General features: G+C 64.9%; 22 protein-coding genes. 9 read left to right on the top strand and 13 right to left on the bottom strand.

Annotated elements, in window-relative coordinates; translation table 11 throughout:
- On the top strand, nt 1-618 hold the full coding sequence (gene cobO / locus AC3A4H_RS08410; RefSeq protein WP_487766293.1) for a cob(I)yrinic acid a,c-diamide adenosyltransferase: 618 nt from the start codon (nt 1-3) through the stop codon (nt 616-618).
- Nucleotides 618-1,373: a class I SAM-dependent methyltransferase gene (locus AC3A4H_RS08405; protein ID WP_348777244.1), complete on the top strand. Its 756-nt coding sequence runs from the start codon at nt 618-620 to the stop codon at nt 1,371-1,373. Before cobO ends, AC3A4H_RS08405 begins: the two co-directional genes overlap by 1 nt.
- Nucleotides 1,374-1,388: 15 nt before the next feature.
- On the opposite strand, the gene cbiB is transcribed toward AC3A4H_RS08405, so the two are convergent.
- Complete coding sequence (gene cbiB, locus AC3A4H_RS08400; protein WP_487766292.1) at nt 1,389-2,354, bottom strand: adenosylcobinamide-phosphate synthase CbiB; 966 nt, start codon at nt 2,352-2,354, stop codon at nt 1,389-1,391.
- Between cbiB and cobD the strand changes: the two genes are divergently transcribed.
- Together cobD and AC3A4H_RS08390 are read left to right on the top strand one after the other, a co-directional pair.
- The gene (gene cobD / locus AC3A4H_RS08395) at nt 2,353-3,414 is read left to right on the top strand and encodes a threonine-phosphate decarboxylase CobD (RefSeq protein WP_487766291.1); all 1,062 of its coding nucleotides are present in this window, start codon (nt 2,353-2,355) and stop codon (nt 3,412-3,414) included. The genes cbiB and cobD overlap by 2 nt on opposite strands.
- Nucleotides 3,411-3,917 (top strand): tyrosine phosphatase family protein, encoded by a 507-nt coding sequence (locus AC3A4H_RS08390; RefSeq protein WP_487766290.1) that lies wholly within the window; start codon nt 3,411-3,413, stop codon nt 3,915-3,917. The genes cobD and AC3A4H_RS08390 overlap by 4 nt, the downstream gene beginning before the upstream one ends.
- A 247-nt stretch (nt 3,918-4,164) precedes the next feature.
- Here AC3A4H_RS08390 and AC3A4H_RS08385 read toward each other — a convergent pair whose 3' ends face one another.
- Together AC3A4H_RS08385 and AC3A4H_RS08380 are read right to left on the bottom strand one after the other, a co-directional pair.
- Nucleotides 4,165-4,968: a creatininase family protein gene (locus AC3A4H_RS08385; RefSeq protein ID WP_487766289.1), complete on the bottom strand. Its 804-nt coding sequence runs from the start codon at nt 4,966-4,968 to the stop codon at nt 4,165-4,167.
- Between the two features lie 57 nt (nt 4,969-5,025).
- Nucleotides 5,026-5,409 (bottom strand): RidA family protein, encoded by a 384-nt coding sequence (locus tag AC3A4H_RS08380; protein ID WP_487766288.1) that lies wholly within the window; start codon nt 5,407-5,409, stop codon nt 5,026-5,028.
- Nucleotides 5,410-5,667: 258 nt separating this feature from the next.
- Between AC3A4H_RS08380 and AC3A4H_RS08375 the strand changes: the two genes are divergently transcribed.
- The 4 genes from AC3A4H_RS08375 (at nt 5,668) to AC3A4H_RS08360 (ending at nt 9,037) form a co-directional block, all read left to right on the top strand.
- A complete protein-coding gene (locus AC3A4H_RS08375; RefSeq protein WP_487766287.1) occupies nt 5,668-6,672 on the top strand; it encodes an ABC transporter substrate-binding protein in 1,005 nt (334 codons plus the stop codon).
- A 15-nt stretch (nt 6,673-6,687) separates the two neighbouring features.
- Nucleotides 6,688-7,491 carry an ABC transporter ATP-binding protein gene (locus tag AC3A4H_RS08370; RefSeq protein WP_487766286.1) on the top strand — a complete coding sequence of 268 codons (804 nt, stop codon included), beginning with the start codon at nt 6,688-6,690 and terminating at the stop codon, nt 7,489-7,491.
- Nucleotides 7,488-8,339, top strand: coding sequence for an ABC transporter permease (locus tag AC3A4H_RS08365; protein ID WP_487766285.1), 852 nt, complete (start codon nt 7,488-7,490; stop codon nt 8,337-8,339). The genes AC3A4H_RS08370 and AC3A4H_RS08365 overlap by 4 nt, the downstream gene beginning before the upstream one ends.
- A gap of 110 nt (nt 8,340-8,449) precedes the next feature.
- Nucleotides 8,450-9,037: an NAD(P)H-dependent oxidoreductase gene (locus AC3A4H_RS08360; protein WP_487766284.1), complete on the top strand. Its 588-nt coding sequence runs from the start codon at nt 8,450-8,452 to the stop codon at nt 9,035-9,037.
- Nucleotides 9,038-9,331: 294 nt separating this feature from the next.
- Here AC3A4H_RS08360 and AC3A4H_RS08355 read toward each other — a convergent pair whose 3' ends face one another.
- The 5 genes from AC3A4H_RS08355 to AC3A4H_RS08335 all read right to left on the bottom strand — a co-directional run bounded on the left by AC3A4H_RS08355 (nt 9,332) and on the right by AC3A4H_RS08335 (nt 16,998).
- Nucleotides 9,332-11,791 (bottom strand): GcvT family protein, encoded by a 2,460-nt coding sequence (locus AC3A4H_RS08355; RefSeq protein WP_487766283.1) that lies wholly within the window; start codon nt 11,789-11,791, stop codon nt 9,332-9,334.
- Nucleotides 11,788-12,981 (bottom strand): pyridoxal phosphate-dependent aminotransferase, encoded by a 1,194-nt coding sequence (locus AC3A4H_RS08350; RefSeq protein ID WP_487766282.1) that lies wholly within the window; start codon nt 12,979-12,981, stop codon nt 11,788-11,790. The genes AC3A4H_RS08355 and AC3A4H_RS08350 overlap by 4 nt, the downstream gene beginning before the upstream one ends.
- On the bottom strand, nt 12,974-13,879 hold the full coding sequence (locus AC3A4H_RS08345) for a homocysteine S-methyltransferase family protein (protein WP_487766281.1): 906 nt from the start codon (nt 13,877-13,879) through the stop codon (nt 12,974-12,976). Before AC3A4H_RS08345 ends, AC3A4H_RS08350 begins: the two co-directional genes overlap by 8 nt.
- Nucleotides 13,876-16,326: a GcvT family protein gene (locus tag AC3A4H_RS08340; protein ID WP_487766280.1), complete on the bottom strand. Its 2,451-nt coding sequence runs from the start codon at nt 16,324-16,326 to the stop codon at nt 13,876-13,878. Before AC3A4H_RS08340 ends, AC3A4H_RS08345 begins: the two co-directional genes overlap by 4 nt.
- Nucleotides 16,327-16,392: 66 nt before the next feature.
- Nucleotides 16,393-16,998: a helix-turn-helix domain-containing protein gene (locus tag AC3A4H_RS08335; RefSeq protein ID WP_487766279.1), complete on the bottom strand. Its 606-nt coding sequence runs from the start codon at nt 16,996-16,998 to the stop codon at nt 16,393-16,395.
- Between the two features lie 169 nt (nt 16,999-17,167).
- On the opposite strand from AC3A4H_RS08335, the gene AC3A4H_RS08330 reads away from it, so the two are divergent.
- Nucleotides 17,168-17,878, top strand: coding sequence for a nitroreductase (locus tag AC3A4H_RS08330; RefSeq protein WP_487766278.1), 711 nt, complete (start codon nt 17,168-17,170; stop codon nt 17,876-17,878).
- 7 nt (nt 17,879-17,885) lie between these two features.
- Here AC3A4H_RS08330 and AC3A4H_RS08325 read toward each other — a convergent pair whose 3' ends face one another.
- Genes AC3A4H_RS08325 through AC3A4H_RS08305 form a run of 5 tightly spaced genes read right to left on the bottom strand, consistent with a single transcriptional unit; the run spans nt 17,886 to nt 23,462 of the window.
- Entirely contained in the window at nt 17,886-18,278 is a 393-nt protein-coding gene (locus AC3A4H_RS08325) for a RidA family protein (RefSeq protein ID WP_487766277.1), read from the bottom strand.
- A 38-nt stretch (nt 18,279-18,316) separates the two neighbouring features.
- Nucleotides 18,317-18,904: a sarcosine oxidase subunit gamma family protein gene (gene soxG, locus AC3A4H_RS08320; protein WP_487766276.1), complete on the bottom strand. Its 588-nt coding sequence runs from the start codon at nt 18,902-18,904 to the stop codon at nt 18,317-18,319.
- Nucleotides 18,897-21,890, bottom strand: coding sequence for a sarcosine oxidase subunit alpha (locus AC3A4H_RS08315; protein ID WP_487766275.1), 2,994 nt, complete (start codon nt 21,888-21,890; stop codon nt 18,897-18,899). The genes soxG and AC3A4H_RS08315 overlap by 8 nt, the downstream gene beginning before the upstream one ends.
- Nucleotides 21,887-22,189, bottom strand: a complete 303-nt coding sequence (locus tag AC3A4H_RS08310; protein ID WP_487766274.1) for a sarcosine oxidase subunit delta family protein — start codon at nt 22,187-22,189, stop codon at nt 21,887-21,889. Before AC3A4H_RS08310 ends, AC3A4H_RS08315 begins: the two co-directional genes overlap by 4 nt.
- Nucleotides 22,190-22,202: 13 nt before the next feature.
- Complete coding sequence (locus AC3A4H_RS08305) at nt 22,203-23,462, bottom strand: sarcosine oxidase subunit beta family protein (protein WP_487766273.1); 1,260 nt, start codon at nt 23,460-23,462, stop codon at nt 22,203-22,205.
- Nucleotides 23,463-23,528: the final 66 nt, after the last annotated feature.

The raw sequence follows: 23,528 nt of genomic DNA, 5'->3' as shown, positions 1-23,528 counted from the left end.
ATGAAGGAAATCGACGACAGCGAAGCCGAACGCCATAAGGCCAAGATGGCCAAGCGCAAGGCGGTGCAGGATGCAGAAGTCGCCGGCAAGACCATCGAGCAGAAGGGTCTGCTGATCGTGAACACCGGCCCGGGCAAGGGCAAGTCAACGGCGGCCTTTGGGCTGGCGCTGCGCATGCTGGGCTACGGCCGGCGCGTCGGCGTCGTGCAATTCGTCAAGGGCGCGTGGCACACCGGCGAGAAGGACGCCTTCGCCGCTTTCGGCGACCGGGTAGTCTGGCACACGATGGGCGAGGGGTTTACCTGGGAAACGCAGGACATCAAGCGCGACATCGCCGCCGCCGAGGCCGCCTGGGCCAAGGCGGTGGAGCTCATCAACGATCCGACCATCGATCTCGTCGTGCTCGATGAGCTCAACATCGCGCTGCGCTATGACTATCTGGACCTCGACATGGTCGTTGCGACGTTGAAGAACCGGCGCGAGGGGCTGCATGTCGTCGTCACCGGCCGCAACGCCAAGCCGGCGCTGATCGAGGCAGCAGATCTTGTCACCGAGATGGGCTCGGTGAAGCACCATTTTTCGGCCGGCGTGAAGGCGCAGCAGGGGATCGAGTTCTAGTGGAGAACCGCTACGCCACGCTGGCCTCCTGGGTCTATGAGTTGGACAAGCCGGTGGGGCGTTCGTTCGGCGACGTGGAGTATTACCGCGATCGCCTGCACGGATGCACCGGGCCGATTCTGGAACCGGCTGTAGGCAATGGCCGACTGTTCGTTCCCTTGCTCGAGGCCGGCTTGTCCGTGGAAGGCTTCGACGCGTCTGAAGAGATGCTACGCTATTGCCGCGAGGCATGCGAAAGCCGCTCCTTGCCGGCAAGGCTTACCCGGCAGACCTTCGAGGGATTTTCCTATGCCGAGCGCTTCGACGCGATCGTCGTGCCGCTTGGCTCCTTCCAGCTCATCACCTCCTATCCCGACGCGATGGCCGTGCTGGAGCGTTTTCGCGACCATCTGCTTCCGGGCGGCCGGCTGATCGTCGATCTCGACGCCATCGACAGTTTTCTCGGTGAGAGCCATTCCATGCGTACTTGGAAAACCGACCAGGGCGATCTGCTGACCCTTGCCAGCGACCGGGTGGAGACGGATTACATCTCGCAAACGACCAAAACGACATTGCGCTACGAACTTTGGCGTGGCGGAAAGCTGGTGGATTCGGAGATGGACCTGTTTTGCCTGCGGTGGTGGGGCGTTGCCGAGTTCGAACTGGCGCTCCGGGCTGCCGGCTTCATTGATGTCGAAGCCTGTGGCGACTACCAGCATGGCCACGCGCCCCACAAGGGCGACGGGATCATCACTTTCGAGGCTCGCCGAAGCTGACGTGCCTGATCTTTCTCACATGAGAAAGATCGCAACCGCCAGTATTCCGAACAGACCGATCAGCAGCCAATCAGCGACGTGATAAAGCCGCAGCGCGCGCCTGATATCGGTGCTGGTCGCTTCGCGCCTGCCGTCCCCCATCATGTGGTCCTCGACCAGCATGCCGCCATAGACACGCGGGCCGGCCAATGCCAGCCCAAGCGCGCCGGCCATCGCGGCCTCCGGCCAGCCCGCATTGGGCGAGCGGTGCTTGCCGGAATCCCGGCGCAGTGCGCGCCAGGCGTTCTTCGGGTCGGCTCCCGGCACAAGTGCGGCGGCCGCAACCAGCAGCAGGCCAGTGATGCGCGAGGCGGGCAGGTTGATGAGATCGTCGAAGCGGGCGGCCGCCCAGCCGAAGGCTTCGTGGCGCGGCGTGCGGTGGCCGATCATCGAATCGGCCGTGTTGGCGGCCTTGTAGGCGACGCCACCGACGAGCCCGCCGACGCCGAGCCAGAAGGCGGGCGCCACGATGCCATCGGAAAAATTCTCCGACAGGCTTTCGATCGCCGCGCGGCAGACGGCAGCTTCGTCGAGCTGGTCGGGGTCGCGCCCGACAATCATGGAGACGGCGCGCCTGCCGGCCGCGAGCCCGCCCTCGTCGAGCGCATCTGCCACGGCCTTAACGTGGCTGCCGAGGCTGCGCTGCGCAATCAGGCTGCTGCCGAGTAGCGCCACAAGGATGATGCCGAAAGGCAGGACCGAGAGCAGCATCGAAAGAGCGAGCGCAGTTGCTGCCGGCACGCCCACCAGCACGACAAGCGCCACCACGCCCGAAATGCGGCGCTGCATGTCGGAAAGGGTCGCGCGGTTGAGGTGCCTGTCGAGGAAAGAGATCAACTGGCCGATCCAGATGACGGGATGGCCGATTGCGCGCACCAGTCGATCCGGGTAACCGAAGCCCAGTTCGACGAGAAGCGACAGGAAGGCGAGCAGGACGAACATGGCGCTAGTGAACGGGAACTCGGTGGATGCGGTGGCCGATCATGGCGGCAGTCTGGGCCGGGCCAGAGCGCTGTTTCCCCAAGCGCCTCTGCCCTGGATCGACCTGTCGACCGGGATCAACCCGCACTCCTATCCGCTTTTCGATCTGCCTGCCACCGCCTTCTCGCGGCTGCCGGAGCCGGCCCGCGCGCGGGAACTGGCTGCCGTCGCAGCCGCGGCCTATGGCGCGCCGTCGGCCGCCAATCTGGTGCCGGCGCCGGGCACGCAGATACTGCTGCCGCGGGTCGCCGCGCTGGTGAAGCCCGGCCGGGCGCTGGTGTTGGGGCCGACCTATGCCGAGCATGCACGCGCCTGCGCCATCGCCGGCCACACGGTGGCGGAAGTGCACGACTTCGATGCACTGGTCGGCGCCGACATTGCCGTTGTGGTCAACCCGAACAACCCGGACGGACGCGTGGTCAGCCGCCGAGACCTTCTGGAATTGGCCGACAAGATGCGCTCCAAGGGCGGGCTTCTGGTGGTGGACGAGGCCTTCATGGATGTCGGCCCCCAGGACGAGCGCATGGACGGCAACGTCGAGCGCGGCGGGCTTGTCGTGCTGCGCTCTTTCGGAAAATTCTTCGGGCTGGCTGGCGTGCGGCTTGGATTTGCCATCGCGGCGGAACCGCTGGCGGCGCGGCTAGATGCTGAATTGGGGCCTTGGGCCGTGGCCGGGCCGGCGCTGGAATATGGCACCAAGGCGCTGGGTGACGAGGCATGGCAGAAGGCCATGCGAAACACGCTGAATGAGGATGCCGGCCGGCTGGATGCGCTGTTTGCCGGCCTTGACGTTGAGGTGCTTGGCGGCACCAGCCTGTTCCGCTTCCTGCAGCTGCCGGATGCGGTCGGGCTGTTTGCTGCCCTCGGCCAAAGCGGTATACTGATCCGCAACTTCAACTGGGACGAGACCGCGCTGCGCATCGGCCTGCCGGGCAACGAAGGCGAGTGGCGGCGGCTTGAAAAGTCGCTGGCGGTATGGGCCGCGAAGCGGGCCTCTGGCACGACGGAGGTGCGGCCATGATTTTTGTCTGCCCATTGTCGAAGGTTGCTGAAACCGTGTCGAGTTCCGGCGCCCGGCGCCTCGTCTCGTTGCTCAACGCCGAAAACGAGGTGGTGCGGCCGGCGGCAATCGCGCCGGAGCACCATCTGCTGTTGTCGATGAATGACATCGCCGAGGCGCAGGCCGGCCTGACGCTGCCGGGCGAGATGCATGTGCGCCAGCTGCTCGATTTCGCGATCGAATGGGATCGTGTCCGGCCGCTGGTGATCCATTGCTACGCCGGCATCAGCCGTTCCACGGCCTCCGCCTACATCGTGGCGTCGGCGCTCTCGCCGCAACGCGACGAGGTGGAACTCGCGAAGGAACTGCGCTGGCTTTCGCCCTCTGCCACACCCAACCCGCGCCTCATTGCGGTGGCCGACGCATTGCTCGGGCGCGAAGGGCGCATGATTGCGGCCATCAAGGCAATCGGCCGTGGCGCCGATGCGTTTGAGGGAACGCCCTTTGCGCTGGAGATTAGCTAATTTCTGAAATGCTTTTGACGGCGACACGGTCGAGGCATGGGTCCCCGTAACCCCGAACTGCTCGCTTCGCTCGCGCTCGGGGCACGAGGACGACGACAGAAGAAGGGCCTGCGCAAATCAGGACCGTTTCCGATTGCCCGGACGTCCCGTCAACCCGTCGTCCTCGGGCCGGAGCATGAGCGCAGCGAAATGCGGAGGTTCCGGGGACCCATGCCTCTACGTCGCCGCTTTCGCTCCGGGACAGCTCTCACGCCAGCCACTCCGAAAGCTTCGCCTTGCGCACATCCTGCAGCAGCCGGACAAATCCGCCGGCCTGATGCTCGGCGGTCAGTCGGCCCTTTTCGGCGGTAGCGATGGCCGCATTGCCGACCACGCCATGCTCGTTGAGATCGGCGGAAAGCCAGGCATAGGCATGGGTGCCGGTCTGGCGCATCAGCTCGAAGTTTTTTTCCGCCTTCGCGACGTTCGAAACAAAATCCTCGGCCTGGCTCATGTCGACCAGATCGGGCCGGAAATGCAGCATCAGCGAAGTCTCGACATCGCCGCCATGGATGCCGTGGCGGTCTTCCAGCTCGGGATACATGCCCGCAGGGCGGCCGAAGCGCTGCCAGCTCGTCTTCAACGCCAGCATGTCGAAGCGCACGCGCATTTCGCGCGTCACGATGCCCATGATCTCCTCATTGCCGCCATGCGAATTGACGATCACCAGCTTGCGCACGCCCGCGCGCGCGATGGAAACGCAAAGCTCGGTCCAGGCCTCGATCAGCGTGGTGGCCGGCAAGGTCAGCGTGCCGGGAGAGCGAATGTGCTCGTTGGACTTGCCGACCGCCTGGATAGGCAGCATGCGCACGTCGAGATCGTCGGGCAGGCGCGGGATGACCGTGTCCAGCATGCCTTGCATGATGGTCGTGTCGGTCGAGACCGGCAGGTGCGGCCCATGCTGTTCGATCGCCGCGACCGGCAGGACGGCAATCGTCGTCTCCGGATCGATATTGGCATATTCGGTGGTGCGGTAATCGCCCCACCAGACGCGTCTTCTTGCTTCGGCCACTGCGAACCTCGTTTGCTGTTTGAAGCGCGGCCTAACTCCGGATCGCGCCTTTGTCGATCACCCGGCCGCGATAACCTCGACCTCTATCTTGAATTCGGGCCGCGAGAAGCCGGCGACGATCAGCAGCGTGGAGGCCGGGGCCGGCTCGGAAAACAAGCGGGCGCGCACTTCCATATAGGGCTTCAGAAAGGCGCGGTCGCTGACGAAGGTGTTGATGCGCACGATATTGGCCAGCGTCATGCCGGCTTCCCCCAGCACGGCGGCAATGTTGTTGAAGCACAGTTCGGCCTGCGCGCCGACGTCATCCGGCACTGAATCGTCGGGGCCGATGCCCACCTGGCCCGAGCAGACCACCAGCCTTTTGCCGGCGGACACCTCGACGCCGTGGCTGTAGCGCGCAAAAGGCGGTCTGATCGATTTCGGCGTCAGGAACCTGAACATTTTTCTCTCCTCCATCCGCACAAGCTAAGGCTGAATCGCCACTGCATACAAGCGTCTGACGCTGCGTTAGAATTCTGGACTCGGGTTCGAAAAATGGGCACGATGCTGGCGCGAATGGCATGACGGCGCCGGCGTTTGCCGGAGGAGGGTGAGGCAAGCGCGCCCCGCATCGGCGCCGCCCCATGGTCGCGCCCCATGCGCTTCGACGATGACAACACGCCCGGCATAACTGGCCAGCGGCATTAGAGGGGTGCGTGCATGAGCAGGAATTTCGTGATCTTCATCGGCGTCGGCGCGCTTCTCGGCGCCACCGCCTCGACCGCTTTCGCCAACGAGAAGGTCACCTTCATGACCAACTGGCTGGCCCAGGCCGAGCACGGCGGCTACTACCAGGCCGTGGCCGACGGCACCTATGCCGCCTGCGGGCTGGACGTCACGATCCAGCAGGGCGGGCCGCAGGTGAGCGGGCGGCCGCTGCTGCTTGCCGGAAAGATTGACTTCTACATGGGCGGCAACCTGCTGCAGGCCTTCGATGCCGTGCAGCAGGACATTCCGCTGCGCATCGTGGCGGCGACCTTCCAGAAGGACCCGCAGGTGGTGATCTCTCATCCCGGGCAGGGGCTCGACAAATGGGAAGACCTGCCGAAGGCGGAGCAATACATTCTCGGCGACGAGGGGATGCAGAGCTTCTTCCAGTGGATGGTGACCGACTACGGCTTCGACCTGGCCAAGCGCGTGCCCTATACCTTCAACGCCGCTCCTTTCATCGCGAACCCTAAATCCATCCAGCAGGGCTACGCGACGTCCGAGCCCTTCGCGGTTGAGAAGGAGGGCGGCTTCAAGCCCAACGTGTTCCTGCTCGCGGATTACGGCTTCAGCACCTATGCCACCACGATCGAGGCCATGCAGAAGACCATCGACGAGCGGCCGCAGGTCGTGCAGTGCTTCGTCGATGGCTCGGCCAAGGGCTGGTACAATTATCTCTACGGCGACAACAAGGGCGCCAACGAGATGATCAAGAAGGACAATCCCGACATCACCGACGAGCAGATCGCCTTCTCGATCAAGCAGATGAAGGATCACGGCATCGTCGATTCCGGCGACGCGGAAAAGCTCGGCATCGGCGCCATGACCGACGAGCGCGTGGCTGACTTCTACGCCAAGATGGTCAAGGCCAAGGTCCTGGGAGACGGGCTCGACGTCAAGAAGGCCTATACGTTGCAGTTCGTGAACAAGGGTGTCGGCCTCGATCTCAAGAAATAACCCGGCACTGGGACGATGCACTCCATCACGGTAGCAACACCCGCGATTGCCGGGAGCGGTGGACCGCTTCTGGCGCTTCGCGCGGTCGGAAAGAGCTTTTCCAACGGCGTCACGGCGCTCAGTGACGTCAACCTGATCATCGGGGAGGGTGATTTCGTCAGCCTCCTCGGACCCTCGGGCTGCGGCAAGTCCACGGCACTGCGCATCATTGCAGGGCTGACTTCGCCGACCACCGGCACACTCGACTGGTCTCGCCGTGCTGGCGAGCAGGCATCAGTCGGCTTCGTGTTTCAGGAGCCGACTCTGCTGCCCTGGGCGAGTGTATTCGACAATGTCTGGCTGCCGCTGCGGCTGAGGGGCGTGTCGCGCGCGGAAGCTGCACCGGCCGTGGCCAAGCTGCTGGAGCGGGTGCATCTCACCGGTTTCGAAAAGGCGGTGCCGCGCGAGCTTTCGGGCGGCATGCGCATGCGCGTTTCCATCGCCCGCGCGCTGGTCACGCGGCCGCGCCTGCTGCTGATGGACGAGCCCTTCGCCGCGCTGGACGAGATCACCCGCTTCAAGCTCAACAACGACCTGCTCGAGCTCTGGCAAGAGGAGCGTTTCACAGTCGTCTTCGTCACCCACAGCGTGTTCGAAAGCGTGTTCCTGTCGAACCGCATCGTGGTGATGGCGGCGCGGCCAGGGCGGGTGTTCGAAGAGGTTTCCGTGGATGCAGCCTATCCGCGCGATGAGGCGTTTCGCACCTCGCCGGACTATGCCGCGCTCTGCCGGCGGGCCTCCGACGTGCTCGGCGAGGCCATGCGGAGTGGCGCGGCATGACGGCAGTTCAAACCCAAGCACCTGCGGTCGACCAGGAAGAGATGCGGCGGGCGCGCAGTGAGCGGCTGGAACGCATCGGCAGATGGGTGGTGCCGCTCGCCATCATGGCGCTGGCGATCTGGCTGTGGGACCGCATCTGCGTCTGGAACGAGATCCCGCAATATATCCTGCCGCGCCCCGGCGTGGTGTTGCAGACACTTTATTCCGATGCCGGGCTGCTGTTCGGGTCGCTGCTGGTGACGCTGAAGATCACCTTTCTCGGCCTGCTTCTGGCGGTGGTCGGCGGTGTTGGGCTGGCGGTTCTCTTTGCGCAATCGAAATGGGTGGAGATGTCGTTCTTCCCCTTCGCCGTCGTGCTTCAGGTCACGCCGATAGTGGCGATCTTCCCGCTCATCAACATCTATGTCGACAACCAGACCGCCAAGCTGTTGCTATGTGCATGGATCGTGGCCTTCTTCCCGATCCTGTCCAACACCACGCTGGGCCTCAACTCGGTCGACCGCAATTTGCGCGATCTGTTCCGGCTGAACGGCGCGACGCGCTGGCAGGAGCTTTGGCACCTGCGCCTGCCGGCGGCGATGCCCTATTTCCTCGGCGGGCTGAAGATCGCCGGCGGGCTTTCGCTGATCGGCGCGGTGGTGGCCGAATTCGTCGCCGGCGCCTCCGGCCAGTCGTCGGGGCTCGCCTCGCGCATCATCGAGGCCGGCTATCGGCTGAACGCGCCGCGCCTGTTCGCCGCGCTGATCCTGATTTCGTTCACCGGCATCGTCATCTTTCTCGTGCTGTCGCTGGTTTCGTACCTCATCTTGCGGCGCTGGCACGAAAGCGCGCTGAAGCAGGAGGCCTAGGTGGCTGCCAATATCCAGCCCGGGCAAGACGATCGGCGAGAACCTGGATTGCGATTGGCGGTCGGGCAAGACATATCTGTTCCGGGTCTCGCAGCGGGCAGTGGGGTGAAATGAAAGTCCTGGTCGTCTATTGCCATCCGGTGCCGGAGAGCTTTTGCGCGGCGGTGCGGGACGCCGCGCTCGAGGCCATAGCCGCCAAGGGCTGCGAGGCGCGGCTGGTCGATCTCTATGCCGAGAATTTCGACCCGGTTATGCGCGACTGCGAGCGGCGCGAGTACAATGATCGCGCCCCGACCGATCCGGCGCTGGGCGCGCATATCGAGCATCTGAAATGGGCCGAGGCCATTGTCTTCATCTACCCGACCTGGTGGTACGGCCTGCCCGCAATGCTGAAAGGATGGCTCGATCGCGTCTGGGCAACCGACGTGGCGTTCGAGCTGCCGAATGGGCCGGGACCGATCCGGCCGCTGATGACACATGTTGCCAAGATCGCCGTCATCACCACCTGCGGCGCGCCGCGCTGGTGGTCGCATGTGGTTGGGCATCCCGGACGCAAGACGATTTTGCGCGGCATCCGGGCGCTGTGCGGCTGGCGCTGCCGCACGCTGTTTTTGGCGCATTACCTGATGGACAGTTCCACACCGGAAACCCGAGTTGCGTTTTTGCGGAAGGTTCGAAGGAAGCTGGAGGCGTTCTGAGGTCCAGAACGTGCTCTTGTGCCGCCTTTGGTGTCACGACGGTTGAGGCATGGATTCCCGTGACCCCTCGCTCCTGACCGCTCGCCTCACGCGAGCGCTCAGTCACTCAGGGCACGAGAATGACGGATTTCATCTCACGTTCTTTGCCAATCCCAAGCGGCAAAGATCTGCGCAAAGCGACAATGCCTTCCGTCATTCTCGGGCCCGTGGCGCGAGCGAAGCGAGCTGGCCACGGGTTCCGGGAATCCATTCCTCGACCTGGATCATGTCAAAGTCGGTTCAGGACAGTACCACCTAAGCCCTGACCCTTTCAGACTTCGGGTCGTACATCGGCTTCAGCGAAGCTTCGGCCGCAAAACGCTCGCCCGCGATCTCGATCTCGTATTTCGAGCCGAGAATGTCGGCCTCGCTCTGACCCTTGGCGGGCACATAGCCCATGCCGATGGCGCCGCCGAGGTGGTGGCCGTAGTTGCCGGACGTCACCGTGCCCACGATCTTGCCGTCGCGCACGATCGCCTCGTTGTGGAACAGCAGCGGTTCCGGATCGGTGAGGCGGAACTGCACCAGCCGGCGATCGAGCCCGGCTTCCTTCTTGCGCAGCACGGCGTCGCGGCCAAGAAAATCGCCCTTGCCGGTCTTCACGGCAAAGCCGAGGCCAGCTTCCAGAACGTGGTCTTCATCGGTGATGTCGTGGCCGAAATGGCGGAACGCCTTTTCGATGCGGCAGGAATCGAGCGTGTGCAGGCCGCACAGTTTCAGGTCGAACTCGCGGCCGGCTTCTTCCAGCGCCTCGAAGACATGCGCCGTCTGGTCGGTCGAGACATAGAGCTCCCAGCCGAGCTCGCCGACATAGGTGACGCGATGGGCGCGGGCGAGGCCCATGCCGATCTCGATTTCCTGGAACGTGCCGAAGGGGTTGTTCTCGTTGGAGAAATCGTTCGGGCTGACCTTCTGGATCAGCTCGCGCGAGCGCGGGCCCATAAGGCAGAGCACGGATTCCGACGCCGTCACGTCTGTGATGACGACGAACTCGTCGCGCACGTGCTTGCGCAGCCAGGCGAGATCGCGCTGCAGCGTTGCGCCCGGCACCACCGCGAAGAAGGCGGTTTCCGACAGGCGCGAGATGGTGAGATCGCTTTCGATGCCGCCGCGATTGTTCAGCATCTGCGTGTAGACGATCTTGCCCGGCGCCACGTCGAGATCGTTGGCGCACATGCGCTGCAGGAAGGCGAGCGCGTCGCGGCCCTCGATGCGGATCTTGCCGAAAGAGGTCATGTCGAACAGGCCGACATTGTTGCGCACGGCCAGATGTTCCTCGCGGCCGTTCTCGAACCAGTTCTGCCGCTTCCACGAGTAGCGGTATTCGCGTTCCTGGCCTTCCTTGGCGAACCAGTTGGCGCGCTCCCAGCCGGCGACTTCGCCGAAGACGGCGCCGCGCGCTTTCAGGTGCTCGTGGATGGGCGAGCGGCGCACGCCGCGCGAGGTGACCACCTGGCGGTAGGGGAAGTGGTCGGCATAGAGCAGGCCGAGCGTTTCGGACACGCGCTCCTTGAGATAGGCGCGGTTCTTCTGGAACGGCTGGGCGCGGCGGATGTCGACTTCCCAGAGGTCGAAGGGCGCTTCGCCGTCATTGATCCACTGCGCCAGCGCCATGCCCGCCCCGCCGGAGGAAACGATGCCGATGGAGTTGTAGCCGGCCGCCACCCAGTAGCCGCCAAGCTCCGGCGCCTCGCCGAGATAGTAGCGGTCGTCGGGCGTGAAGCTCTCAGGACCGTTGAAGAAGGTGTGGATGCCGGCGGTGCCGAGCATCGGCATGCGGTTGACGCCCATTTCGAGGATCGGCTCGAAATGCTCGAAGTCCTCCGGCAGTTGGTCAAAGCAGAAGTCCTCGCGGATGCCTTCCATGCCCCACGGCTTTGCGACCGGCTCGAAGGCGCCGAGCATCATCTTGCCGGCGTCTTCCTTGTAGTAGGCGCACTCGTCCGGCACGCGCAGCACCGGCAGGCGGCCTAGACCTTCGATGGCCTCGGTGACGAGATAAAAATGCTCGCAGGCGTGCAGCGGCACGGTCACGCCCGACATGGCGCCGAGCTCGCGCGCCCACATGCCGGCGCAGTTGATGACCACGTCGGTCTCGATCGTGCCCTGTTCTTCGCCTTGCGCCCAGGAAACGCCGGTGACGCGGCCGTTCTTCTGGTGAACCGCGGTGACCTTCACGCCCTCGACGACCTTCGCGCCGCGCTGGCGCGCGCCCTTGGCAAGGGCCATGGCGATGTTGGCCGGGTCGCACTGGCCGTCGAGCGGCAGGTGCACAGCGCCGACCACGTCGGAGACGTTGAGATGCGGGTACATCTCCTTGACTTCCTGCGGCGAGATTTCGCGCACGTCGACGTGGAAGGCGCGGGCCAGCGAAGCCTGGCGGTAGATCTCGTGCTTGCGCTCTTCCGTCAGCGCCACGGTGATGGAGCCGACCTGACGCATGCCGGTGGCAACGCCGGTCTCCTCCTCCAGTTTGACGTAGAGGTCGGCGGAATATTTCGCCAGCCGCGTCATGTTCTGCGAAGCGCGCAGCTGGCCGATCAGGCCCGCGGCGTGCCAGGTGGTACCGCAGGTGAGCTGCTTGCGCTCGAGCAGGACGATGTCGGTCCAGCCGAGTTTGGCGAGATGGTAGGCGACGGAACAGCCGGATACGCCGCCGCCGATGATGACGGCCCTTGCTTTGCTGGGAATGGCCTTTTGCGGCAGGGAGGTCATGCGGTTATGCTTTCCTTGGAAGTGCTGTAGGAGGCGACGAAGCGGCGCAGGCGTTGGGCCGCTTCCATCAATGTTTCTTCGGGCTGGCACAGGCTGATGCGGATATGGCCGGCCGCGGATTCGCCGAAGCTCAAGCCCGGCATGACAGCGACGTTTTCCGTCGCTAGCAGGCCGAAGGCGAATTTCTCGCAGTCGGGTTCGATGGCGCTCACGTCGAGCATGACATACATGCCGCCTGCCGAGCCGCGCACAGTGATGTTGTTGAGGCCGCGCACGGCGTCCAGAAACACGGTGCGCCGGGCCGCGTAGCGTTCGGCGATCTCCTTCACGCCATAGCCGTTTTCCAGCGCCTCGGCCGCCGCTCGCGAGATGAAGTCGCCCAGCCCGTAGGTGGTGACGAGGTTGAGGCTGGCCAGAACCGCAATCAGGTCCTTCGGGCCGGTCAGCCAGCCGATGCGCCAGCCGGTCATGCCGTGGCTCTTCGACATGGAGTTGATGACCAGCGTGCGCTCGGCCATGCCGGGCAGGGCGCGGGGCGACAGGTGTTCGCCGCCGCCGAGCGTCCAGTAGACCTCGTCCGACAGCAGCCACAGGTCATGCTTGCGGCAGACTTCAGCGAGGCCTTCGAGGCTTTCCCGCGTATAGACCGCGCCGGTTGGGTTGTTCGGCGTGTTGATGAGGATGGCGCGCGTGTTGGGCTTCACCGCCTTCTCGATGTCTTCCGCGCGCGGCTGGAAGCCATCTTCCGAGCGCGCCTCCACCACGGTGAAATCGGCACCTGCCGCACGGAAGGTCGGCGGATAGGTGGCGTAGTATGGCGCCACCACGATGGCGTGGTCGCCGGGGTCGAGCACGGCTTGGGTGGCAGTATAGAGCGCGAGCTGGCCGCCCGGTGCGGCAAGAATTTCGTCGGCGGTGGTGGGCATGCCGGTCGATTGCGTCGAAATCCGCGCCATCGCTTCGCGCAGGCGCGGAATGCCGGGCAACTGGGTGTAGTGATGGTAACCGCCGCGCACGGCGGTCACGCAGGCTTCGACGGTCTCGGCCGGTGTGTCGAAATCGTGGTCGCCGACGGACAGCATGATGATGTCTTCGCCAGCCTCCTTGCGGGTGATGGCTTCGAAATGCACTTCCCACCCGTCCTTGCCGGAGGGGGTGATGCCGGAAACGCGGGCGGATGGCTTAGGCATCGAAGGCTCCTGCGATTTCGAACCCGTCAGCGACAAGGCGGTCGCGCAGGGCGGCGATGTGTTCCGGCCCGACCTCGCAGCAGCCGCCGATGATGAAGGCGCCACGCTTTGCCCAGCCGATGGCGAAGTCGGCGTAAGCAGCGGGGTCGAGGTCGTGGCGGGCGTGCAGCACGTCCACCGTGCCGCCGTGCTTCAGCGCCTCGACGGCGGTGAAGCCGTTGGCATAGGCGCCGACCTTGCCGCCGAGCGCGAGCAGGTCGGCGAAGGCCGCATCGACCGCCTCGGGCCGGCAGCAATTGATGAGCCGCGCGGCGAGCTGCATGTCGCCAAGGGCCGCATTGGCGACGGCAAGGCTTTCGCCGCTACGCAGGCGCGGTTCGCCATGGTCGGCCAGCGTCCAGGAAACCCAGACTGGCTTGCCGCTTTCGGTCGCGGCGGTGACGGCGGCGCGTGCCTCGTCGGCCGAAGCCATGGTCTCGCACAGGAACAGGTCGACATGGTCGGCCTGTTCCGCAACGACCTGGCGGTAGATGTCCAGCGTCTTCTCATAGGAGATGGTCAGCGCCGGCGCATAGCTGCCGAAGAGCGGCGGCAGGCAGCCGGCGATCGCCGCGTCTCCCGCCTCGTCGCGGGCCGCCTTGGCCAGCTCGATGCCGCGCCGCTGCAACGGCTTGAACAATTCCGGCGCGCCCTCGCGCTCCAGCCGCTCGGGCGTGGCGGAATAGGTGTTGAGCGTGATCACCCGGGCACCGGCCCGGATGAATTCCGCATGCAGGCCGCGCACCAGGTCGGGCTCATCCATCAGCACCTTTGCCGACCAAAGCGGCGTGGGCTCGCTCTTGCTTCGCCGCACGAGCTCCTGGCCCATGCCGCCGTCCGTGAGGACAACCTTCGTCATGCACGCAACCTTTCGTTCTTCGGATCCCACAGCGGCTGGTCTTCCTGCACCACCGCCGCGCAATTCTCGCCGAAGATTTCCACCTGCACCTTGGTGCCCGGCACGGCGAGGTCGGCGCGGATCATGCCAAGGGCGATGGATTTGTCCACCCTGTAGCCGAAGCCTCCTGACGTGGTTTCGCCAACTACCTTGCCGTCGTGCCAGATGGTCGACATGTAAGGCGCGTCGCATTCGCCGGCCTCGATCACCAGCGTCACGAAGCGCTTCTTCACGCCTTGCTGCTTCTCGTTCTGGAGCGCGGCCTTGCCCTTGAACTCAGGCTTGTCCCACTTCACGAAGCGCTCCAGCCCGCCCTGCAGCACGGTGTAGTCGGTCGAAAGATCGCCCTTCCAGGCGCGGTAGCCCTTTTCCAGCCGCAGGCTGTCCAGCGCGAACATGCCGAACGGCTTCAGGCCGTGCTTCTGGCCGGCTTCCCACACGGCATCGAAGATCGCGGCGGTATCCTCGATCTTCGAATGGATTTCCCAGCCGAGTTCGCCGGCAAAGGACACGCGCACCAGCTGGCACCAGCGCCCGGCGACCTGCGCGCTCTGGTGGGTGAGCCAGGGCTTTGACAGGTCGGCGTCGGTCAGCTCGCCAAGGATAGCGCGCGACTTCGGGCCCGACAGGATCTGGCAGGAGAAGTTGTCGGTCACGTCCTGAAGTGTGATCTCCGTGCCCGCGGGCAGGTGCTTCTGCAGCCACTCGAAGTCGTGCCACTGGGCTACCGCGGCGGTGATGAGGAAGAAGAAGTCCTCGTCGATCGCCATGATCGACATTTCGGTGACGATGCGGCCGGCGTCGTCGGCGAAGTAGCCGAGGCCGATGCGGCCGGGCTTCGGCACCACGCCGGTAATCAACGTCGACAGCCAGTCGCGCGCGCCCGGGCCCTGCAGTCGGAAGCGCGAGAAGCCGGGCAGGTCGAGGATGCCGGCGGCGTCGCGCACGGCGAGGCACTCTTCGCGGATTCTTTTCTCCCACGGGCCGGAGCGGGCGAAGGTCTGCGTAGATTCCTCCGACAGGTCGTCGCCGGGTTGCGCGAACCAGGTCGCACGCTCCCAGCCGTTATAAGAGTTGAACTGCGCGCCGAGCTTCTGGATGCGATCGTGGATCGGGGAGTGCTTGCGGTCGCGGCCGGCCGGCCAGGCGTGGCGCGGGAACCAGATGGCATATTCGTTGCCGTAGATTTCCATGCCCTTGGCCACCGCATAGTCGGGCGCAGCAGCAAACGAGGTGAAGCGGCGCGGGTCGCACGACCACATGTCCCATTCGGTCTGGCCCTGCGTGACCCACTCGGCCAGAACCTTGCCGGCGCCGCCAGCCTGGGCGATGCCGAAGGTGAAGACGCAGGCCTCGAAGGCGTTGGGCACGCCCGGCATAGGTCCGATCAGCGGGTTGCCGTCCGGCGCGTAGGGGATAGGGCCGTTGATGACCTTGGAGAGACCGGCCGTTCCGAGGATCGGCACGCGGCGCACGGCATCGTCCAGATACCATTCCAGCCGCTCCAGGTCGTCCGGATAGAGCTGGAAGGAGAAGTCTTCCGGCATCGGGTCGTCGTCGGTAGCCCAATGGGCGCGGCAGTTGCGCTCATAGGGGCCGAGATTCATGCCGTTCTTTTCCTGGCGCAGGTAGTAGGAGCTGTCCACGTCGCGCAGCAGCGGCAGTTTTTGGCCGGCCTCCTTGCTCCATGCGGCGAGTTCGGGGATTTCGTCGAACAGGATGTACTGATGGCTCATCACCATCATCGGCACTTCGCGGCCGAACATGCGGCCCACTTCCTGCGCGCGGTAGCCGGCGGCGTTGACGACATATTCGCAGCGGATTTCGCCCTGTGCGGTGGCGATCATCCATTCGCCGTTCTCGCGGCGCACGCCGCTGACGGGGCAGAAGCGGATGATCTTGGCGCCCATGTCGCGCGCGCCCTTGGCCAGCGCCTGGGTGAGCTGTGCCGGATCGATGTCGCCGTCGTTCGGGTCGTAGAGCGCACCTTCAAGCTCATGCGTCTCGATGAAGGGGTAGCGGCCCGTGATCTCGTCGCGGCCGATCACCTCGATGTCCATGCCCTGGTAGCGGCCCATGCCCTTGGCGCGCTGGAACTCGCGCATGCGCTCCTTCGAGTGGGCAAGGCGCAGCGAGCCGGTGACGTGATAGTTCATCGGGTAGTCGACTTCGGCTGCCAACCCGCGATAGAGCTCGGTCGAGTAGCGCTGCATGTTCATTAGCGACCAGGACGACGAGAAGGTCGGCACGTTGCCCGCCGCGTGCCAGGTAGAGCCGGACGTCAGCTCGTTCTTTTCCAGAAGCACGCAATCGGTCCAGCCGGCCTTGGCCAGATGGTAGAGCGCTGAGACGCCAACCGCGCCACCGCCAATGATGACCACACGTGCCGTCGTCGGAAACTCCGCCATTTTTTCCTCCCTCAATTCACATTTCGAGCCGGCTCCTCTGCCGGGCCCGTGTAATTCCGATATTCCTCAATAGACCGGCGGCGAGATCACCCAGATCACCACAGCCGGCTCGCTGCCCGGGTTTCGCCACCGAAACGGCTTGCCCTCAAACCTGAAGCTGTCGCCCACGGCGAGGTGGTGCCACGTGCCGTCGATCTCGACGTCGAAAACGCCGGACACTACATAGCCCGCTTCCTCGGTCGGCCGGTTGGCGGACTTCTTCAGCTCCGCCCCGGCCGCGAATTCGGAACGCAGCATCTCGAAGCTGCCGCCGAGGTCCGGAGACAGCAGTTCTTCCACCAGGCCGGTTTCGCTCGTGCCCAGCGAGCGGCGGCGGCCGGCGCGCACGATCACGCCGCGTTCTGCCTCGTCGGGCACATCATGGCCGAAGAATAGGCTGACCGGCACGCCGAACAGCTCCGCAAAGGCGCGCAGGTCGCCGATGGATGGCGTCGACAGGCCGCGCTCGACCTGGCTCAGCCAGCCGACCGAGCGGCCGAGCGTCAGCGCGACTTCCGAAAGCGTCAGTCCGCGCCCCTTGCGCAGCGCACGCAGATCGCGCGCCAGCAGCGCGTTGGCGCCGCTTTCGGACGGGTTGTCGGTCGCTGAATGTCGGGCCTTTTGCGGCGACATGAAAATTTCTCCTCAAATTTCACCAGATGACAGTTCGATGAAAAATTCAAGCGGAATTTCACGCGATGCAGGTATTGCTTGCGAGAGCGGTTGGGCTGGTGCAAATGCTGGGGCGACCGGGGGCGAGGGGGGCGTTCCGGTTGCGGACCGTATCGAGAAGGAAAAGGTCATGCTTGCACGCGGAACCGGGGCGAATTCGAATGATGTGGCAGATGACGTCGATGAGGCGATCGTGTCGCGCCGCTCGGTGCGGGCGTTTCTGCCCACGCCTGTGGACGACCAGACGATCTGCGAGATCCTCGATGTCGCCGCTCGCGCGCCGTCCGGCACCAACATGCAGCCGTGGAAGGTCTATGTCACCCAGGGCGAGACCAAGCAGCGCATCGGCGACGCGATCCTGAATTCGGGCATCCGTGCCGAAAAGGCGGTCTGGGACGAGTACAAATATTATCCCGACCAGTTCTTCGAGCCCTATCTGGCGCGCCGCCGCGCCAATGGCTTCGGCCTCTACAGCGCGCTCGGCATCGGCCGGCGCGAGGTGGAGCGCATGCGCGCGCAGCACGACCGCAACTTCATCTTCTTCGACGCGCCCGTGGGCATGATCTTCACCATCGACCGCCGGCTCAACCAGGGCTCGTGGATCGACTACGGCATGTTCCTGCAGAACATCATGATCGCCGCGCGGGCGAGGGGGCTGCACACCTGCCCGCAGGCGGCGTTTGCGCCCTATCACCAGCAGATCAGGCCTATCCTGAATATTCCCGATGAGGAAATCGTGGTCTGCGGCATGGCGCTCGGCCACGAGGACACGACCAAGCCTGAAAGCACGTTCCGCACCGACCGCGCCCCGCAGGAGGAGTGGGTCACGTTCTGGAAGTGAGGCGGCCTCAGCGTTTGCCGCCGATATAGGCGCAGCATTCCAGTTCCACCTGCGCGCCGAGCGCAAGGCCGCTGACTCCAAATGCCGAACGCGCCGGCAGGCGGTCCGGATCGAAGTAGCTGACATAGACCTTGTTGAACTCGGCCCAATTCGACATGTCGGCCAGCATCACCGTGCATTTGAACACGTCGGCGAAGCTAAGCCCGTTTTCCTCCAGGATCGCGCCGATGTTCTCCATGGTCTGGCGGGCCTCCGCTTCCATCCCGCCCGGTACAAGCTCCAGCGTTCCGGGCCGATTGCCGAGCGCGCCGGAGAGGTAAAGAACATCGCCGACGCGCACAGCCTGGCTGAATGGCAGCTTGATTGCCCTGGCTTCATGCGAGTTGATGAATTCCATCATTTTCTCCTCCCTGGAGATGGCGCTTTGCGCCCTCCCGGTTAGCGTACGTCGTAGCCGACTTCCTCCGACGCCCGGCACAGCGCGGTCCAGAAGCTGCGCGCGAAGGAGCGGAAGACGTATAGGTCGAACTGCGTCGGCGCCGTGCGTTGGATCATCGCGAAGATATCGTGATGCACCGTCGAGCGGCCTGCGCCGACCGGGAAGGCGGTGCCAGAAAAATCGATGGCGAAGAATTTCGCCAGTACCCACTCCACCTTCGGGCCGGCGATGCGGATTGCGGTGCGGCCATGCGACAGGTCGGTGACGGTGCCCACAGAGTTGTCGATCTCCTTGCCAAAGGCGTCCGCCAGCCCTTCCTTCTCGTCCACCACGAGGAATTTTCCGGGCGCGAAGCCGAAGGCCGCCTTGGCGTCGCCCGGTGCGCCGCCGCCGGCGCCATCCGGCAGCGTCAGCCCCGCCACCTTCCTGATGGCCGCGATGATGGCCTTTTCCTCGCCAGGCCAAGCCGCGAGCTGCACGATGGAGCCGGGCATCGTTTCCGACAGATAGAGGCCGACGCCATTGGAAAAATTGCCATGCGAGCCGGGCTTCCACACCGGCTTCAGCGGAGATTCCTGCTCAACCACGCATGCGGCTCCCTTCCGGGTCATAGAAATGGTGGCTGACGATCTCGACCGGCCCAAAACGCTTGCGCAGCGGGTCGGAGACGAAGGCGCGGGTGCCGCGACGGCTCTTGCCGTCCTTCACCAGCGCCAGCGCGATGTATTTGCCGAGCGTCGGCGAATAGCACATGGCCGTGACATGGCCGATCGAGCCGCGCGGGCCGTCCTCATGCAGTTCCTCGACGATATGCGCGCCGCCGTTCACCGGGCGGTTGTCGAGCGGGACGATACCGACCAGTTGCAGCCGGCCTTCGCCGACAAGCCCTTCGCGGTCCATCATGGCCGAGCCGACGAAAGGCTTCTTCTTCGACAGCATCCAGTCCAGATGCAGGTCGCGCGCAGTGGTGCGGCCGTCGATCTCGGCGCCGGTGACATGGCCCTTTTCAATGCGCATGGTGCCCAGCGCTTCGAGACCATAGGGCACGATGCCCAATGGCTTGCCGGACTTCATCAGCGCTTCCCAGACATGGGTGCCGTGGCCCGCGCCGCAATAGACCTCATAGGCCAGCTCGCCAGAGAAGGAGAGCCGGCAGATCATCACCGGTGCGCCGTCGATCTCGCCATACACGATGCCCATGAAGGGCAGCGTCTCGTTGTCCACCTTGGTGCCGGTCACGCAAGCCGCCAGCACATCGCGCGAGCGCGGGCCGGAGATTGCCGCACCCGCCCACTGGTCGGTCACGGAGGTGAGTTGCACCTTCAGCTCCGGCCACACCACGTCGAGCAGATATTCCAGATGCTGCATCACCTTGCCGGCATTGGCGGTGGTGGTGGTCATCAGGAAGTCGTGCTGGCCCAGCCGCCAGGTCGTGCCGTCGTCAAGGACAAAGCCGTCCTCGCGCAGCATCAGGCCGTAGCGGGCCTTTCCGACCGGCAGGGTGGAGAACATGTTGGTGTAGACGCGGTCGAGGAATTCGCCCGCATCCGGCCCCTGCACGGCGATCTTGCCGAGCGTGGAGACATCGACCAGCCCGACGCCCTCGCGCACGGTCTTCGTCTCGCGCACATAGGCCTGTTCGACCGTCTCGCCCGGCAGGGCGTAGACCATCGGCCGGTGCCAGAGGCCGGCGCCATACATGGTCGCGCCATTTTCGAGGTGCCAGTCGTGCATCGGCGTCAGCCGGTCGGGCCTGATGTCGCCGTAGCGTTCGGCGGCCAGCGAGCCCACCGAAACCGGCGCGAAGGGTGGGCGGAAGCGTGTCGTGCCGACTTCCGGAATCTGCTTTCCAAGCGCGTCGGCCATGATGGCAAGGCCGGGCACGTTGGAGCTCTTGCCCTGGTCGGTCGCCATGCCGAGCGTGGTGTAGCGCTTCAGATGTTCGACCGAGACGAAACCTTCCTGATGGGCGAGGCGCACATCGTCGGCCGTCACGTCGTGCTGGTGGTCGACAAAGGCCTTGCCCTTGGCCTTGATCTCCAGCACTGGCGCGGGGGTCGGGTCGAGCCCATCGTCGTCGACTGCCGGCGGTTCGATGTCGGCGGCCGGAGCGCCAGTCGCCTTGAGACCGGCAGCGTGCCCTTCGGCCAGGGCTTTGGCAGTTGAGAAGCTGCCGTTGAAGGCACCGGCGCCGACCCAGTTCTGCGTCGCTTGCGGCGGCAGGAAGGCCTGCAGTTCGTCGTCCCAGACCGGATTGAGGCCGGCCTGGCTGGCGAGATGGATCGTCGGCGACCAGCCGCCCGAGACCAGCAGGCAGTCGGCCTGGATGTTGCGCGGATCGCCCGACAGATTGCCGGTTGCGGCGTCGATGCGCTGGACCTTGATGCCACTCAGCTGTTTGCCGCCTTCGGTGTCGATCACGGCAGCCCCAAGAATGTGCTCGCCGCCCACCTTGCCGGCAATGTCGCGCGCAGCGTCCGAGACCTGGTCGCGGATGTCGATGATGGCGGTGACATCGCCGCCTGCCTTCTTCAGCGCAAGGGCGGTGCGATAGGCGCTGTCGTTGTTGGTGAAGATCGCGACCTTGCGACCCGGCAGTACGCCATACTGGTTGACGTAGCGCTCGGCGGCTCCCGCCAGCATCACGCCCGGTCGATCGTTGCCGGGGAACACGAGCGGCCGCTCCAAAGCGCCGGTGGCCAGCACCACCGCTTGCGCGCGGATGGTCCAATGGCGATGCCGCGGCTCGCCCTTGGCGGGGGCGAGCTTGTGGTCGGAAACCCGCTCCAGGGCGGCCATGGTGTTGCTGTCGTAATAGCCCCAGACGGTGGTGCGCGGCAGCACGCCCACATTGTCCCGTCCCTTCAGGTCGCGCAGCATGGCGGCCGCCCAGTCGGCGGCGGCCATGCCGTCGATGGTCTCGTCCGACCAATTGGCCGAGCCACCTGGCGTGGCGTCCAGATCGGCGAGGATGACACGCCCGCCCTTGTCGGCGGCCGCTCTCGCCGCCATCAGCCCGGCCGGGCCAGCGCCAACCACCAGCACGTCGCAGAAGGCGTTCATGCGCTCGTAGCGCGACGGGTCCTTTTCCGTACCAGCACGGCCTAGGCCCGCGGCGCGGCGGATGAAATATTCGCAGAACATCCAGAAGCGGGTGCCCTTGAGCGGGCCGATCACCGGACCCATGAAGGTCTTGTAGTAGAAGCCCGCACCCAGCACCTTGCTTCCGAGCTGGTTGATCGCGCCGATGTCGAAGGCGAGCGACGGGAACCGGTTCTGGCTCTCTGCCACAAGCCCGTCATAGATCTCGATCGTAGTGGCCGGAATGTTGGGCTCGCGCACACCGCCGCTCAGCACGGTCACAAGCGCATTCTGCTCTTCCACGCCGGCGGTCAGCACGCCGCGCGGCCGGTGGTATTTGAACGAGCGGCCGAACAGCGTCACACCATTGGCAAGCAGGGCGGAGGCCAGGGTATCGCCCGCATGGCCGGTGTAGGGCTTGCCGTCGAAGGTGAAGCGGACGGTGCGCAGGCGGTCGATCCGACCGCCCGATACGGCGCGGCGCGGGCTCATGCCTTGGCTCCCGTCTTGCGATGGCCATCCGACTTGCGGTGCCCGGCATCGCGCGCGAAGCCGACGCTCGAAATCACATGCGTCAGCGTGTTACGCGTGACCTTGAGATGCGCGCGGCAGCCGCCCGAATGCTGCCAGATTTCTTGGTGCTCGCCGCGCGGGTTCAGCCGGTCGTAGACATAGGCGTTCCATGCCTCCTGGTCGGTGGAGGAAGGGTCCGGGCGCGTGCGGTTGCCGTCACCCTGATAGGTGTATTCGGAGACGTCGCGCGGGCCGCAATAGGGGCAGGTGATCAGCATCGCAAATCTCCGCTCAGTGCAGGCGCGGGGTCGAGCCCACGCCCTTGTCGTCGATGATCGCGCCGCGGTGGAACCGGTCAAGCGTGAAGGGCGCGTTGATTTCGTGCGGCTCGTCTTTGGCGATGGTGTACGCAAAGGACCAGCCGGAGGCGGGCGTTGCCTTGAACCCGCCGTAGCACCAGCCGGAGTTCAGATACATGCCGGGCAGGGGGCCGTTGGTGATGATCGGCGAGCCGTCCATCGACATGTCGCACACGCCGCCCCAGGAGCGCAGCACGCGCACGCGCGCAAGGCTGGGGAACAGGGCGAGCATCTCGCTGTTCACCTCCTCCACGATGGGCAGGTTTCCGCGCTGCGCGTAGCTGTTGTAGCCGTCGAGGTCGCCACCATAGATCAGGCCGCCTTTGTCGGACTGGCCGATGTAGAAATGGCCCATGCCGAAGGTCACCACCGTATCGAGGAACGGTTTTAGCGACTCCGACACGAAGGCCTGCAAGACATGGCTTTCGATCGGCAGCCTGTCGATGCCGGCCATGCTCATGACATGGCCGGTGGAACCGGCAACGGCCACCGCCACTTTCTTGGCTCGGATCTCGCCGCGCGTGGTGGTGACGCCGACAACGCGGTCGCCATCCTTGATGAAGCCGGTGACCTCGCAATTCTCCAGAATGTCTACGCCGCGCCTGTCGGCGCCGCGCGCATAGCCCCAGGCCACCGCGTCGTGACGGGCGGTGCCTGCGCGCCATTGCATCAACCCGCCGATGATCGGGAAACGCGCCGATGCCGAAATGTCGATGCCGGGCATCAGGCGCTTTATCTCGGCTGGCGTCATGAGCACGGAGTCGGCGCCGGAATGGACGATGGCGTTGCCGCGGCGCGCATAGTCGTCAAGCTGGCCAGGGGTGTGCGCAAGGTTCAGCACGCCGCGCTGCGAGAACATGACGTTGTAGTTGAGGTCGTGGGAAAGGTTCTCCCACAGCTTCATGGAGTGTTCATAGAAGCGGATGTTTTCCGGCAGGAGATAGTTGGAGCGCACGGCAGTGGTGTTGCGGCCGACATTGCCCGAGCCGAGATAGCCTTTCTCCAGCACCGCGACATTGGTGATGCCGTGTTCCTTGGCGAGATAGTAGGCGGTCGAAAGCCCATGCCCGCCACCGCCGATCACGAGCACGTCGTAGGAGGGCTTGGGCTCCGGCTTGCGCCAGGCAGGCTTCCAGTCGCGGTTTCCAGAGAACGCGTTCTTCAGAAGCGAGAAGACCGAATATTCCGCCATGATTCCATGCCATCCGGTTTTGGGTGCCGCGCACAGTAATGGCACTCCGGCCGCGCCAGCGCCAAT

It is taken from the genome of Pseudaminobacter sp. Soil_N_29 (genome assembly GCF_057656055.1).
This window is presented reverse-complemented; position numbering and strand designations above follow the sequence as displayed.